Origin of the sequence: Actinomyces lilanjuaniae (assembly GCF_003606385.1) — a bacterium.
GTDB classification, from domain to species: Bacteria; Actinomycetota; Actinomycetes; order Actinomycetales; family Actinomycetaceae; genus Actinomyces; species Actinomyces lilanjuaniae.
On record NZ_CP032514.1, the window covers coordinates 1,069,537 to 1,083,980 of the forward strand.

Consider the following 14,444-nt stretch of genomic DNA (forward strand, 5'->3'; position numbering starts at 1 on the left):
TGTGCTGGTCGCTGCGGCTGGTCCTGACATGGTTCCTGAGGTGCTGGTGCCATGCGCTGGGCTGCCTGCTCACAGGTGGATGCCGCACTCGGTCTTGCTGAAGCCGGCCCACCGCCCTGAGCGCGGGTCCTCACCGGGGGCGACCCGCCTGGTGCAGGTGGCGCACCCGATGGAGGGGTAGCCGTCGTAGACCAGCGGGTTGACCAGGACCCCGTGCTCGGTTGCGTAGGACATCAGCTCCTCAAGGCTCCAGGGGGCCAGGGGGTTGATCTTGACCATCTGGTGGGTCTCGTCCCAGCCGACCAGGGGGGTCGCAGTACGGGTGGGCGCCTCCTCACGGCGCACGCCGGTGGCCCAGGCCTCGTACCCGCCCAGCGCCAGGTTCAGGGGCTCGACCTTGCGCAGCCGGCAGCAGGTGGCCGGGTCGCGCGCCCACAGGTCGGCACCCAGGCGCTCCTCCTGCTCGGCCACGCTCTCCTGGGGCACGACGTCCACCACGTTGACGTCCATGGTGGCCGCCACCGCGTCGCGGGTGCCGAGGGTCTCGGGGAAGTGGTAGCCGGTGTCCAGGAAGAGGACGTCGACGCCGGGCGCCTCCTGGGAGATGACGTGGGGGAGGACGGCGTCGGCCATGGAACAGGCCACGGCGAGGGTCCCGGGGAAGTTCTCCACCGCCCAGCGGGCCACGGCCTGCGCGGGGGCGTCGTGACCGAGCTCGCGGGCGCCGCGCTCGGCCAGCTCGCGCAGCTCGGTGACGGGGCGGCGTGGGCGGGTGGGCGGGGCCGAGGACTGAGGACCACGGGCGCCAGGTGCTGCTGCCGCCGGTCCGAGCTGTGCCCCCGGCGTCCCCGGTGACGTGGTGGATGGTGTCGTTGCTGGTGTCACTGGAGCTCCTCCTGGTCTGCCCGGTGCGCCCACTGGGAGAAGGACTCCTCGTCCTCGCGCTGGGCGAGGTAGCGGCGCACCAGACGCTCGATGTAGTCGGTCAGGTCGCTGGCGGGCACCTTGAGGCCCCGCACCGTGCGTCCCAGCCCCGCCTCGGGGCGCCCAGCCGTGGCCAGGCCACCTCCCAGGTGCACCTGGAAGCCGGGGACCTGCTCGCCGTCGACAGTGATGATCTGCCCCTTGAGCCCGATGTCGGCGGTCTGGATGCGTACGCAGGAGTTGGGGCAGCCGTTGACGGTCAGCGTGATCCTGCGGTCCGGGCCGGCCTCGCCCAGGTCGGCCAGGCGCTGGTCGAGCTCGGCGGTGACGCGTTCGGCCAGCCTCTTGGTCTCCACGATGGCGAACTTGCAGAACTCCAGGCCGGTGCAGGCCATGGTGTGGCGCTGGAAGACACCCGGCTGCGCCTCCAGGCCCAGCTCGCGCAGTCCGCTGACGGCCTCAGGGACCCGCTCGGAGGGGACGTCGAGCAGGAGCAGGTTCTGGGAGGGCGTGGTGCGCACCCGGTCGCTGCCCAGCCGCCCGGCCAGGTCGGCCAGGCCCAGCAGGACGTCTCCGGACAGCCGTCCCACAGGTGGCTTGGCTCCCACCCAGAACAGGCCGTCCTTCTGCTCGTGGACACCGATGTGGTCGCTGTCGCCTCGGGGTGGCTCGGGCGGTGGCCCGTCGGGCAGCGTCCGCCCCAGGTACTCCTCCTGGAGGACCTGACGGAAGCGCTGCGGCCCCCACTCGGCCATGAGGAACTTGAGCCGGGCCTTGTTGCGCAGTCGGCGGTAGCCGTAGTCGCGGAAGATCCTGATGACCCCGTGCCACACGTCCAGGGCGTCCTCCTGGCTGACGAAGGCTCCCAGGCGCTGGCCCAGGCGCGGGGCGGTGGACAGGGCGCCACCGACCCACAGGTCGTAGCCGGGGCCCAGCTCGGGGTGCCTGACTCCCACCAGGGCGATGTCGTTGATCTCGTGGAGCACGTCCAGGGTGGGGGAGCCGGTCAAGGCAGTCTTGAACTTGCGGGGCAGGTTGGCCAGCTCGGGGTCGCCCAGATAGGTGTCCCTGATGGCCTGGGCCACGGGGGTGGGGTCGATGACCTCGTCCTTGGCGATACCGGCCACGGGGGAGACGAGGAAGCCGCGCGGCGTGTCCCCACAGCCCTCGATAGTGGTCAGGCCCACGGACTCCAGCCTCCGCCACATCTCGGGCACGCTGGCGATCTCGACCCAGTGGAGCTGGATGTTCTGCCGGTCGGTGAGGTCGGCGGTGCCGCGTGCGAAGTCGTTGGAGATCCCGCCTATGGTGCGCAGCTGCTCGCGGTTGAGGCTGCCTCCGTCCAGGCGGATGCGCTGAAGAAAGTAGTGGTCCTCCAGCTCGGAGATGTCGAGCTGGGCGGTGCGCCCGCCGTCGATCCCCTGTCGGCGCTGGGTGTACAGGCCCCACCAGCGGAAGCGGCTATGGAGGTCGTCAGGGTCGATCGACTCGAAGCCGCCAGTGGCGTAGGTGGAGAGGATGCGCTCACGCACCTCCAGCGGGGGACCCTGCTGCTTGACGGCCTCGTTCTCGTTGAGCGGGGTGGTGCCGTCGACGGCCCACTGGCCGTTGGGACGGGCCTTGCGCGGAGGGCGTACCCTCTCCGCTGGCTGCGGGCGGGTGCCGGTACCGGTGGTACCGGGCCTGTCTGCGGTGCTCATGGCTTCTCCAGGCTTCTCCGTGTGTGGGTGGGGAGCGTCCGGAGCAGTCGTCTGGGCACAGCTGGCAGTGCCGTCGAGAGCTGTCTGGGTGCTGGGGCCTCGTGAGAGCAGCAGGCCGCCCGGACGCGTCGTCGCGCCCGAGTCGTTGCTCAGCGTGGCAGGTGCCTCCCGCTGGGTCTCAGGCGCTGGTCAGGCCTGACAACACATGACCCAAGCATGGGCACGCCGGTCCACCGCGAGGCGGTGCCCGACGGTGCGCAGCGCGTGCTGGGAGGTCATGACAGGGATCCTAGGCACAGCGTCTTGCTGACGGCAAGTGTGGTTAGCCTCATACGTGCGGTGGTACGGGCGCGCTCGCGGCTGCTAGCCAGCGCCGGGCGCGTGGCCGGGGGCGGGGCGCGGCCGGACCTGCTCCCTGTGGCCTACTCCCTGTCCTTGAGGATCTCCGTGGCCTCCACCCTGCTCAGGTGGCGCCCGGCGGCGAGGCGTGCGGCGGCACAGGTGGTGATGACCAGCGCCGCGATGACGGCCACAGAGCCCCAGGGCAGGACGAACTCGATGGAGAAGGACACGCTTGCGATGAGGACCTGCCACACAGGGCGCATGACCGCCACCGACAGGGGCACCCCTACCAGGAGGGCCACGACCGCGAGCAGCAGGTAGCTGTCCAGGTAGAACGAGCCGACCTCGCGCTCGGAGTAGCCCAGGGTCCTCATCAAGGAGATGGAGTAGGTCTCCTTGTCGATGGCCATCCTCATCAGCAGCAGCATGACGAGGACCAGCAGGGCCACCGAGGCTGCCAGCACGGTGTAGACCGTGGTCGCCATGAGGCTGGCCATCGTGTCGACCCCCTTGATGATGCCGCTGCGGCTGACGGTGGTGACGGCCTGCCGGGCCAGGGCGTCGTCCTCGGCGCTGGTCAGGACGGCGTTGGCGGAGTCGGGCTGCTCGCCGAGCAGCTCGTTGGCGCTGGCCCGGGGCGAGAAGACCATGGGCTCGGGGTAGGAGACGGTCCCCTCGACGACGACGTCATGGCCCTGGCCGTCTGCCGTGGTGAGGGTGAGCTGGTCGCCGGCAGACAGCGAGTGGCGCAGTGCCATGGGCTCGGACACGTAGACGTGGTCCGCCGCGGGAACCTGGAGGTCCTGGGTGAAGTAGCGGCTGCCCTCACTGACCCCGATGAGGCTCACGTTGTCAGGCCCCGCGCCTGAGGAGCGCGACAGGGGCCGTGACAGGGACACCGAGCGGACCGAGGCCAGCTCGGCGTCGTCGGGGAGGTCATCGAGGAGGTCGTCGGGGTGCTGCGAGGACGGGAGGTCGCCAGCCAGCACGTACATGTAGCCGAAGGGGATACCTGACCTGACGTCATCGGCATAGGCGGCGATGCTGGCCCTCATGCCAAGGCTGAGGACGAGCAGCAGGACGGACAGGAGCATCGCGCACAGCATGAGCAGGTAGGTCCGGTACTCCCGCAGCGCGTGACGGACCCGGAACCGGGCGGCGAAGGACAGCCTGGAGAGCCTGATCCTAGGCGGGCGGGTCCTGCCGAGGTCGCGCCGCAGGAGCTGGAGGGGCTCCTTGGACAGCCTCCGCCTGAGCACCACGTAGCCCACCACCGTGACCGACACCAGCGGGGCCGCCAGGCCGTAGACCACCGTCAGCGGTGTGACACTGGCGTGGACGGCGGGGAGCGAGTAGTAGTTCGTCTGGTTCTGCATGTAGGGGCGGCCAGGGCACCCGCGCCCGTGGCGACCACGGCGGAGGCGGTCGTCAGGGCCAGGGCAGAGTCATGTAGTGCCGGATCAGCTCGCCACGAGTCAGCCCCAGCGCGTAGAAGGTGCCGATCACCGGAGAGTCCCTGCGGATGCTCTCCGCGACCAGGGTGGCCAGCACGTAGGCGATGAGGAGCATGGCTATACCCCCGCCAGGCGGGCGGTCTGCGTGGTGAGCCGCAGGTCGTCCGCGGCTGCGACGATCCTCGGGTTGTCCTCCTGCTTGAGGAAGGAGGTGACTGACACCGCTGAGACGGCCGCGTCAGCCAGGCTAGCCGGGTCGGATGCGTCTCCTGCGTCCGGCTGCTGGCGGGACCGGGCCGCGACCTTGACCGACGTCTCAGCGACCTCGGTGGCCAGGTCCTCGGCACTTAGGCCGGAGTCTCCCAGCAGGAAGGAGTAGGCGCTCACGGGTGTGCGGGAGCCGTCTGCCAGGCGCTGCCATCCCCGCGGCGAGACGAAGGCGGTGCCGAAGGTCTCGGCGTCAGCGATGACGCCGGAGGCCCGGGACACGACGGTGGAGTAGTCGGGGGTGGATCCCAGGCCGCTGACGGTGTAGGAGGCGCCGTCCAGCTCGATGCTGGAGCCGACGTCCAGGCGGTGGGCTGCGGCGTAGAGCTTCTCGACGACGACCTCGTCGGAGGACTGCGGCAGGCTCCCGGAGTCCAGGGTGACGGTGTTGATCTCTAAGCGGTCCTGGAAGACGCGCACAGTGCTGTCAGGACTGCCAGTGCTGGTGCTGTCACCTGGCCCGGACACGTCCAGGTAGTCCGACCGCTCGACCTGCACGCCCCTGTGCTCCAGCGCCTCGAGGACCTGGGCGTCAAGGGGGCCGGAGGTCGTCATGGAGACGTCCTCGACGTGGGCGGCCTCCTGGTTGTCCAGGACGGTGCCCAGGGCCGTCTCGTTTCCCGCGGACATGCCGGTGGCGACGAACACACCCAGGAGGACCAGCAGCGCCGAGCCTGCGTACCTAACTGCGTGGTCGCGCAGGTCCCTCATGCTGCGCCGACGTAGCACGCGCGTGCTCATGGCTCAGACTCCCTCAGCTCTCTCACCAGGACAGGCTGGACGCGGGCACGGGGCTCGGTGTGAGGGAGACGTCCTCGACGCGTCCGTCCCTGACCGTGACCGTGCGGTGGGCCATCGCGGATATCGCCTGGTTGTGGGTCACGATGACCACCGTGGTCCCGTGGTCCTGGTTGACCTGCTCCAGCAGCCGGAGCATCTCCCTGGACATCTCGTAGTCCAGCGCGCCGGTGGGCTCGTCGCACAGGAGGACGGCGGGTCGCTTGACCAGGGCGCGCGCGATCGCGCACCGCTGCTGCTGGCCGCCGGAGAGCTGGGAGGGGAACTTGTGCTGGTGCTCGCCCAGGCCCAGCTCGTCAATGAGCTCGTCCAGCGGCATGGGGGTCCTGCTCAGGTACTCGCAGACCTCGATGTTCTCCCTGGCCGTGAGGTTGGGGACGAGGTTGTAGAACTGGAAGACGAACCCGACGTGGTGGCGGCGGAACCGGGTCAGCGCCTTGTGCCCCAGCGAGGTGATCTCCTGGTCGGTCACGGTGATCGTGCCCGAGTCGGGCCGCTCCAGGCCTCCGGTGCAGTTCAGCAGGGTCGACTTCCCCGACCCGCTGGCCCCCACGACGCAGCAGATCTCCGAGGTGTCCACCGTGAGGGAGACGTCCTTGAGTACCTGGACCGCCCCCTCGCCGTGGCCGAACGACTTGCTTATCGAGTTGACTGTGATGCCCATGCACGTCTCCACTGTCCGGTTGCCTGCTGGAGTGGGGAGCTCAGCCCTCGCCCAGCTCGCGGTCGCGCTGCGCGGCCGCCTGGGCACCCCGGATGACGGCGTCGGAGAAGCCCGCCCGCTCCATGGCCACCAGCCCGGCCACAGTTGTCCCGCCGGGGGAGGACACGGCGTCCACGAGGTCCGCTGGCGTGCGGGCAGCCTGGCCGGCCTGGGCCTGCTGTGCCTCAGCCTGGACGGTGCGGGCCGTGCCCAGGAGGACCTGGGTGACGATCTCCACCGCCTGGCCCTTGGGGATCCCGCCCAGCACACCCGCCCGTGCCAGGGCCTCGACGAAGGTGAGGACGAAGGCGGGTGAGGAACCCGAGATAGCGGTGAACGTGCTGAAGAGGTGCTCGTCGAGCTCGGTGACGGCGCCCACCGAGCCCATGAGCCGCCTGGCGGTGGCCAGGTCCTCAGGGGTGGCCGAGCGACCCGGTGCCAGGGCGGTCATGGCCTCGCCCACCAGGGCGGCCATGTTCGGCATAGTGCGCACCACCCGGGCACCGGCGGGCAGCAGGGACTCTAGACGCGTGGTGCTCAGCCCGGCCGCCACCGAGACCACCAGCGGGGTGTGGCTGGCCGCGACGTCGTGGACCTCAGCGAGGACGATGGGTACCACGTGCGGCTTGACCGCCAGGACGACGACGTCGCTGGCGGACACCAGGGCTGGGGCGCTGTCCGCGACCCGGGCTCCCGTGGCGGCGGCCAGCCGCTCGGCGCTGGGGTCCGGGCTGGGGGCCAGCAGCACCTCCTTGGGGTTCAGGACCCCTGAGGCTGTGCCGCCACGGAGGACAGCCCCCGCCATGTTGCCCGCGCCGATGAAGCCGACGGTCGTAGCAGCAGTCGGTGGGGGTGGTGCTGGGGGGTTGCGGAGGAGGCCATGGCCTCAGCGTAGCGGCCGCAGCCTCGTGCCGGGGCTCACGGTGGGCTAACCACTGGGCCCGGGAGTCTTACAGCACCATGGCCGCCAGCCACCCGGCGATGATGAGAGGGATGTTGAGGTGGATGAAGGTGGGGATGACCGAGTCGCGCATGTGATCGTGCTGTCCGTCAGCATTGAGGCCGGCGGTGGGTCCCAGCGTGGAGTCCGAGGCGGGCGAGCCCGCGTCGCCCAGGGCCCCGGAGGTGCCGATGAGGGCGACGGTGGCGGCGGGGGAGAAGCCCAGCGTGGCGCACAGGGGCACGTAGATCGCGGAGATGATCGGCAGGGTGGAGAAGGAGGAGCCGATACCCATGGTGATGACCAGACCCACCAGCAGCATGACTAGTGCTGCGGCGGCGCGGCTGCCGGAGAACAGGCCTGTCGCGGACTCCACCAGGGAGTCGATCTGGCCGCTGTCCTGGAGCACCTGGGCGAAGCCCTGGGCAGTGATCATGATGAGGCCGATGAGCGCCATCATGCGCATTCCGCTGGTGAAGACGTCGTCGGCCTCCTTCCAGCCGACCACCCTGGTGGCCATGAACAGCAGCAGTCCCACCAGGGTGCCGATGAGCAGGGGGTCGGCCTCGGAGTCCAGGAGCGTCAGGGCCGTCTGCACGGCGAAGCAGGCCACGACGGCCACCAGGGCGACGACCACGCGGCGGCGGTCGATGGTCTGCGGGGTGGTGGCGTCGACCTGGGCGTTGAGGTCGTAGGCGCGCGGCCTGCGGTAGGTGACCAGCAGGGCGGTGAGCACACCGACGAGCATCCCCAGGGCGGGCAGGGCCATGGCGTGGGTGACCGGGACGTCGGAGACGTCCAGGCCCGCCCTGGCGATGTTGCCGTAGAGGATGTCGTTGAGATAGACCCGGCCGAATCCCAGGGGCAGGAACATGTAGGTGGTCACCAGGCCGAAGGTGATGGCGCAGGCCACCGCACGCCGGTCCAGTCCCAGCCGGCTCATGACGACCAGCAGGGGCGGGACCACCAGCGGGATGAAGGCGATGTGCACCGGGATGAGGTTCTGGCTCATGACGGCCATGGCAATGACCCCGGCCAGCAGCGCCCACCGGCTGGTGCTCACGATCTTCTGCGAGGTGCTCGCGTCACTGGTGTCCAGGCGGGCGATGAGCCAGTTGGCCAGCAGCTGGGGCAGCCCCGAGTGGGCCACGGACATGGCGAAGGCGCCTAGCAGCGCGTAGGACAGGGCAATCTGGGCGCCGCCAGCAAGCCCTTCCTGGAAGGAGACCATGGTCCCCTCGATCCCCATGCCACTGGTCAGCCCGCCCACCAGGGCGCCTACGAACAGGGACAGGACCACGTGCACGCGCAACGTGGCCAGGACGAGCATGACCAGGACGGCAAGAAGGACGGCGTTCATCGTGGAGCCTTCCGACTCGAGGGAGGGAGCGGGCAGAGCCTACCGTGCCTGCTGCGTCTGCTGTGACCGCCGTGTCCTGGCGTCTGGTCCGGCGTGCTGCCTGCCGTGCTGCCTGCCGTGCTCCCGACCGTGGTGGCGCACTGGCGTCCCGGTTGTGCTGCCGGGGCTCTCTGCGGGCCGTGAGCGGTCGGCGCCAGGGCGTCCCGGGGTGCATCATGGGACCATGAGCGTGACTCCGACCAGTAGTGACATCACCAGCGGCACCACTAGCGACAACGGTGCACGCAGGGCCGTGGTGACAGGCGCCTCCACCGGTATCGGTGCTGCCACCGTCAGGCGTCTGCGCTCCCACGGCTGGCAGGTGGTGGCCACAGCCCGTCGGCAGCAGCGGCTGGAGGCCCTGGCGGGAGAGACCGGCTGCACCTGGGTGGTAGCCGACCTCCAGGTGGGCGACGACGTCGACCGCCTTGCCCGCGAGGTCCTGGCGGACGGACCGGTAGACGCCGTGGTCAACAACGCCGGCGGGGCACTGGGGGTCGACCCTGTGGCGCAGGGCGACCCGCAGGAGTGGATGACCATGTATGAGCGCAACGTGCTGGCGGCGCTGCGGGTGAGCCAGGCCTTCCTCCCCGGTCTGCGCGAGCGCGGCGGGGACCTGGTCTTCCTCACCTCCACCGCGGCCCACGACACCTACCCGGGTGGGGCAGGGTACGTCGCGGCCAAGCACGCTGAGCGGGTCATCGCGGGCACGCTGCGCCTGGAGCTGGTGGGAGAGCCGGTGCGCGTCATCGAGATCGCCCCCGGGATGGTGGCCACCGAGGAGTTCTCCCTCAACCGGTTCCGTGGTGACGCCCAGGCGGCCCAGAAGGTCTACGCCGGGGTCGCGCAGCCCCTGACCGCCCAGGACGTGGCCGAGTGCGTCACGTGGGCGCTGGAGCGCCCCTCCCACGTCAACATCGACTCGATGATCGTGCGGCCGCGCGCACAGGCCTCCAACACGGTGGTGGCCCGCGAGGGCTGAGGGGCTCGGCCAGGACCGGCTGGCACAGCCAGCACACCAGCCCGGCCAGTCCTGCCAGCACGGTCGGTTGGGTGGCCGGTGGCGGCTCCGGCTGCTGCCACCGGTGCCCGCTGGGTCACAGAGTGCGCACAGGAGGGGCCTGAGCCAGGCACAGGGCCTGTCCGTAGTGTCAGGGATGTTCCGGGAGCCCGGAACCATGCCGTTAAGACGCGAAAGGACATATGCATGGCCAACACCACGTCGCCAGCGCCGGACGGCTCCGAGCGGGGTCTGTCTGAGCAGGCTCCAGCCGCTCAGGGACCGGCTGAGCAGGGGTCGGCTGAGCAGCCCCCTGCTGGCGAGCCAGCTGCCGCCTCCTCGTCTCCCCGGTCCGGGCCTCAGGCCGGGACCCCCGCCCCTACGGCGGCGCCCACCCCTGCGGCTGGCCCGCAGGCGGCGGCGAGTGGGGCACCCGCCCCCGGGTTGACGACGGTGGCCGGTGCCGCGTACGCCCAGCCGCAGGCGGGCACAGACGGCAAGAGCGGCAGCGGCAAGCGGCCCTGGTACCGTAGGCGAGTCGTGGGTGCCGCTGCTGCCGTGGCCCTCCTGGCGGGCTCCTTCGGCCTGGGATGGGGTGCCCACGCTATGGCTGGAGGCGGGTGGCACGACGAGCACAGGGGTAGCGGCTCGCACGAGGAGCAGATGCCGGGTGGGCACGGTGGTCCCGGTCCCATGGACGGCGCGGACGGGTTGGAGGGGCAAGACTGGTCGGGCGGGGACGGGCGGACGGTCCCTGACGGAAGCGGCCCGTGGCCCGAGGAGAGTAGTAACCCCGGCGCCTCTGAGGGCTCCGACGGGTCTGGTGGCTCCGAGGACTCAGGCTCTGGTGCCACGGAGCCCTCCAGGTTCTCGGAGGAGTCGGCACAGCCCTCGGTGTCGCCAGCCTCAGCCTGATCGACCTCGGTGACGCCCTCAGGCGCTGTCGGCCGGCCAGGGGACCGGCTCGACGGCCTGACCGCCGCAGCCACGGCGGTCACCGGGACGCAGGTGAAGCTGGCCGGGGTATGTCGGGTTGTGGTGTGTGGCCGGGATGACGCTGCCTGGCCCCGGGCCGTGCTGGCCCGTGCGGTGCCGGTGTCCTAGACTTCCCGGCACAAGGCGTGGACCCGGCTATCACCGGCGAGCCTCCGGAGGAACAGGGCGTGACCGGCGCGTGCGTGGGCTGCCCCTAGTAGAACCGGACGGGACAGCCCGTCACAGCTGGTCACGAGGCGGTCGCGCAGGCCTGGCCTCCCGGTCCCCGGGGGCGGGCGTAGCGCGGCAAGCGAGGTGGTACCGCGGCACGCGGCGCCCACCGGGCTGCGCCAGGCAGCACGCCCCGGCCGGGCGGTGGTGTCGTCCTCGCAGTTCCCGGGCACCCGCCCGGGGCGGCAGGCACGAGCGAGAGCGAGGCGCACCACTGATGGCAGGCACGAGCACGGGGAGGACCACCGCCACCCAGCACACGGGGCTGCCTTCTACCCCCTCCACCGCAGCGGCGAGGATGTCCCCGCCTCCCCGTCCTTCCCGACCCTGGAGCAGGAGGTCCTGGCCTACTGGAAGGAGGACGCCACCTTCCAGGCGTCTGTCGACAACCGTGCCGGCAGCCGCGTTGACAGCAGCGGCGAGCCCTGCGAGGAGTTCGTCTTCTACGACGGCCCGCCCTTCGCCAACGGCCTGCCCCACTACGGGCACCTGCTGACCGGCTACGTCAAGGACGCGGTGGGGCGCTACCAGACCCAGCGCGGGCGGCGGGTGGAGCGCCGCTTCGGCTGGGACACCCACGGCCTGCCCGCCGAGCTGGAGGCCCAGCGCGAGCTGGGCATCGACGACGTCACCGAGATCACCCGGCCCGGGGGCCTGGGCATCGAGGAGTTCAACGCGGCCTGCCGCACCTCCGTGCTGCGCTACACCAGTCAGTGGGAGGACTACGTCACCCGCCAGGCCCGGTGGGTTGACTTCGACAACGACTACAAGACCCTGGACCCCACCTACATGGAGTCGGTCATCTGGGCCTTCAAGAGCCTCTACGACAAGGGCCTGGCCTACCAGGGCCACCGGGTCCTGCCCTACTGCTGGCACGACCGCACCCCCCTGAGCAACCACGAGCTGCGCATGGACGACGACGTCTACTCCGACCGCCAGGACACCACCGTCACCGTCGGCCTGCGCCTGGAGCAGCGGCTGGACACCACCCACCCCGACGCCGCCCCCGAGCTGGCCCTGATCTGGACCACCACACCGTGGACCCTTCCGTCCAACTCCGCCGTCGCCGTGGGGCCCGACATCGAGTACGTGACCGTGCGCGTGGACGCCAGCCTGGACTCCCCGGTGGCCGGGCAGGACGTGCTGCTGGCCCGTGACCTGCTGGGCGCCTACGCCCGCGAGCTGGGGGAGGACCCGCAGGTGCTGGCCACCTACAGGGGCGCCGACCTGGTCGGGACGCGCTACGTGCCCGCTTACGACTACTTTGACGACGAGACCCACCGCGCCGAGGGCGCCGCCCCCGGTCCCGCCGCGTGGCAGGTCGTCGCGGCCGACTACGTGACCACCACCGACGGGACGGGGCTGGTGCACCTGGCGCCGGCCTTCGGTGAGGACGACATGTACACCTGCCAGGCCCACGGCATCGGCACGGTCATTCCCGTCGACGACGGCGGCTGCTTCACCACTGAGGTGGGCGACTACGCGGGCACGCACATCTTTGACGCCAACAGGCCGATCGTGGCTGACCTGCGCGACGCCGCCGGGCCCCTGGCCCGGCGCCCCCAGGACCAGCGGGCGGTACTGGTGCGCCAGTCCAGCTACGTCCACTCCTACCCGCACTGCTGGCGCTGCCGCAAGCCGCTCATCTACAAGGCGGTGTCCTCCTGGTTCGTGAGGGTCACGGCCATCCGCGACCGGATGGTCGAGCTCAACCAGGAGATCGACTGGTTCCCCGCTCACGTCAAGGACGGGATCTTCGGCAACTGGCTGGCGGGTGCGCGGGACTGGTCGATCTCGCGCAACCGCTTCTGGGGAGCCCCCATCCCCGTGTGGGTCTCTGACGACCCGCACTACCCGCGCACCGACGTCTACGGCTCCTTCGCCGAGCTGGAGCGCGACTTCGGGGTGGAGGTCACCGACCTGCACCGGCCCTTCATCGACACCCTGACCCGCCCCAACCCGGACGACCCCACGGGGCGCTCCACCATGCGCCGTATCCCCGACGTCCTGGACTGCTGGTTCGAGTCCGGCGCCATGCCGTTCGCCCAGGTCCACTACCCGTTCGAGAACGTGGAGTGGTTCGAGTCCCACAACCCGGGGGACTTCATCGTGGAGTACATCGGCCAGACCCGCGGCTGGTTCTATACCCTCCACGTGCTAGCCACCGCGCTGTTCGACCGGCCCGCCTTCACCACCTGCGTCTCCCACGGCATCCTCCTGGGCGACGACGGGGCGAAGATGAGCAAGTCCCTGCGCAACTACCCCGACGTCTCCATGGTCTTCGACCGCGACGGCGCCGACGCCATGCGCTGGTTCCTGCTGTCCTCGCCGGTGGTGCGTGGTGGCAACCTCGTGGTCACTGACAAGGCCATCCGTGACACGGTGCGCCAGGTGCTGCTGCCCCTGTGGAACACCTGGTACTTCTTCGCCCTCTACGCCGCCCAGGCGGGCGGTGAGGGCAGGGAGGACAGCCAGGACCCAGGAGGGCAGCCGGGGGGCAAGGGAGGCTACCTCACCCAGGGCGTGGACCTCCACGACGCCTCCTTGTTCGTCTCCCGGGGCGGGCTGCACGTCATGGACCGCTACATCCTGGCCCGAACCCGGGACCTGGTGTCCACCGTGGGCGCCCAGATGGACTCCTACGACATCACCGGGGCCTGTGCCACGATCCGTGACTTCATGGACGTGCTGACCAACTGGTACCTGCGTACTTCCCGGCAGCGCTTCACCGACGGTGACACCACCGCCTTCGACACCCTCCACACCGTGCTGCGCCTGCTCACCGAGGTCATGGCGCCGCTGGCCCCGCTGACCGCCGAGGAGGTGTGGCGGGGCCTGACCGGAGGCCGCTCGGTGCACCTGACAGACTGGCCGGTGATCCCCGACCACGTGGGCAGCCCGGCGCTGGTGGCCGCCATGGACGAGGCGCGGGCGGCGGTCTCCGCGGCGCTGGGTCTGCGCAAGACGGAGGGCCTGCGCGTGCGCCAGCCGCTGCGCACGCTGACCATCGCCACCGCGGACCCCGGTGCCCTGGCGCCCTTCAAGGACCTGGTGGCCGGGGAGGTCAACGTCAAGGAGGTGCGTGTCCTGGATGCTGAGTCTGCCGGGTACCGGGTCACCAGGGAGGTCGCCCTCAACCCCCGGGCGCTGAGCCCGCAGGTGCGCAGGCTCACCTCCCGGCTGTTCGCCGCTGTCAAGGCGGGGGAGTGGGAGCTGACCGAGGACGGCGACCTACGTTTCAGCCAGGTGCTGCTGGACGGCGTGCCCGTGGTGCTGGAGGCCGAGGACTCCGCCTTCACGGTGACCAGCCGTATCGAGGTTGACGACGACTCCCTGGCCGCTGCCATGCTGGACTCGGGCGCCTTCGTGCTCCTGGACACCGCCCTGGACGACGCCCTGGAGGCTGAGGGGTGGGCGCGCGACCTGGTGCGTCTGGTCCAGGACGAGCGCAAGGCCGCCGGGCTGCACGTGGGTGACCGTATCCGCCTGGAGCTGAGCGTCCCGCAGGACAAGGGGGCCTGGACCCACACCCACATCGACCTGGTCAAGAGCGAGGTGGGCTGCGTAGACGCCTCGGTGGTTGCCGTCCCTGGGGCCACGGCGCCCACTGCCAGGGTGGAGAAGGTCGAGGGCTGGTCTCACAGAGCAGCCGAGACCGGCTGAGGCTCCTGTGGGGACCCAGGGCTGAGGGCTGGGCCTGCGGGGGAGCGT

At 70.6% G+C, this 14,444-nt stretch carries 11 protein-coding genes; 3 read left to right on the plus strand and 8 right to left on the minus strand.

Features of this window, described 5'->3' with window-relative positions:
• Window positions 1-69: 69 nt before the first annotated feature.
• From D5R93_RS04585 to D5R93_RS04615, 8 genes are all read right to left on the minus strand, one after another.
• A complete protein-coding gene (locus D5R93_RS04585) occupies window positions 70-885 on the minus strand; it encodes a phosphoadenylyl-sulfate reductase (protein ID WP_120204073.1) in 816 nt (271 codons plus the stop codon).
• Window positions 882-2,624, minus strand: coding sequence for a nitrite/sulfite reductase (locus D5R93_RS04590; RefSeq protein ID WP_120204075.1), 1,743 nt, complete (start codon window positions 2,622-2,624; stop codon window positions 882-884). The genes D5R93_RS04585 and D5R93_RS04590 overlap by 4 nt, the downstream gene beginning before the upstream one ends.
• Before the next feature lie 422 nt (window positions 2,625-3,046).
• Complete coding sequence (locus D5R93_RS04595; RefSeq protein WP_120204078.1) at window positions 3,047-4,342, minus strand: FtsX-like permease family protein; 1,296 nt, start codon at window positions 4,340-4,342, stop codon at window positions 3,047-3,049.
• Window positions 4,343-4,394: 52 nt separating this feature from the next.
• Window positions 4,395-4,535 (minus strand): hypothetical protein, encoded by a 141-nt coding sequence (locus D5R93_RS13170; RefSeq protein ID WP_162933836.1) that lies wholly within the window; start codon window positions 4,533-4,535, stop codon window positions 4,395-4,397.
• A gap of 2 nt (window positions 4,536-4,537) precedes the next feature.
• A complete protein-coding gene (locus D5R93_RS04600; protein WP_162933837.1) occupies window positions 4,538-5,428 on the minus strand; it encodes a hypothetical protein in 891 nt (296 codons plus the stop codon).
• Between the two features lie 22 nt (window positions 5,429-5,450).
• On the minus strand, window positions 5,451-6,149 hold the full coding sequence (locus tag D5R93_RS04605) for an ABC transporter ATP-binding protein (protein WP_120205807.1): 699 nt from the start codon (window positions 6,147-6,149) through the stop codon (window positions 5,451-5,453).
• Window positions 6,150-6,189: 40 nt separating this feature from the next.
• A complete protein-coding gene (gene proC / locus D5R93_RS04610) occupies window positions 6,190-7,008 on the minus strand; it encodes a pyrroline-5-carboxylate reductase (RefSeq protein ID WP_279221416.1) in 819 nt (272 codons plus the stop codon).
• 130 nt (window positions 7,009-7,138) lie between these two features.
• A complete protein-coding gene (locus D5R93_RS04615; RefSeq protein ID WP_119835742.1) occupies window positions 7,139-8,488 on the minus strand; it encodes a Na+/H+ antiporter family protein in 1,350 nt (449 codons plus the stop codon).
• A 223-nt stretch (window positions 8,489-8,711) separates the two neighbouring features.
• Between D5R93_RS04615 and D5R93_RS04620 the strand changes: the two genes are divergently transcribed.
• The 3 genes from D5R93_RS04620 to ileS all read left to right on the plus strand — a co-directional run bounded on the left by D5R93_RS04620 (window position 8,712) and on the right by ileS (window position 14,396).
• Window positions 8,712-9,509 carry an SDR family NAD(P)-dependent oxidoreductase gene (locus D5R93_RS04620; RefSeq protein ID WP_119835741.1) on the plus strand — a complete coding sequence of 266 codons (798 nt, stop codon included), beginning with the start codon at window positions 8,712-8,714 and terminating at the stop codon, window positions 9,507-9,509.
• 225 nt (window positions 9,510-9,734) lie between these two features.
• Window positions 9,735-10,442: a hypothetical protein gene (locus tag D5R93_RS04625; RefSeq protein ID WP_120204085.1), complete on the plus strand. Its 708-nt coding sequence runs from the start codon at window positions 9,735-9,737 to the stop codon at window positions 10,440-10,442.
• A 375-nt stretch (window positions 10,443-10,817) separates the two neighbouring features.
• On the plus strand, window positions 10,818-14,396 hold the full coding sequence (ileS, locus tag D5R93_RS04635; RefSeq protein ID WP_243106944.1) for an isoleucine--tRNA ligase: 3,579 nt from the start codon (window positions 10,818-10,820) through the stop codon (window positions 14,394-14,396).
• Window positions 14,397-14,444 lie beyond the last annotated feature (48 nt).

Excerpts from the sequence above, each read along its gene's own strand:
- D5R93_RS04590 (WP_120204075.1), bottom strand. The coding sequence starts at position 2,624 with ATGAGCACCGCAGACAGGCCCGGTACCACCGGTACCGGCACCCGCCCG.
- D5R93_RS04595 (WP_120204078.1), bottom strand. The coding sequence starts at position 4,342 with ATGCAGAACCAGACGAACTACTACTCGCTCCCCGCCGTCCACGCCAGT.
- D5R93_RS13170 (WP_162933836.1), bottom strand. The coding sequence starts at position 4,535 with ATGCTCCTCATCGCCTACGTGCTGGCCACCCTGGTCGCGGAGAGCATC.
- D5R93_RS04600 (WP_162933837.1), bottom strand. The coding sequence starts at position 5,428 with ATGAGCACGCGCGTGCTACGTCGGCGCAGCATGAGGGACCTGCGCGAC.
- D5R93_RS04605 (WP_120205807.1), bottom strand. The coding sequence starts at position 6,149 with ATGGGCATCACAGTCAACTCGATAAGCAAGTCGTTCGGCCACGGCGAG.
- D5R93_RS04615 (WP_119835742.1), bottom strand. The coding sequence starts at position 8,488 with ATGAACGCCGTCCTTCTTGCCGTCCTGGTCATGCTCGTCCTGGCCACG.
- D5R93_RS04620 (WP_119835741.1), top strand. The coding sequence starts at position 8,712 with ATGAGCGTGACTCCGACCAGTAGTGACATCACCAGCGGCACCACTAGC.
- D5R93_RS04625 (WP_120204085.1), top strand. The coding sequence starts at position 9,735 with ATGGCCAACACCACGTCGCCAGCGCCGGACGGCTCCGAGCGGGGTCTG.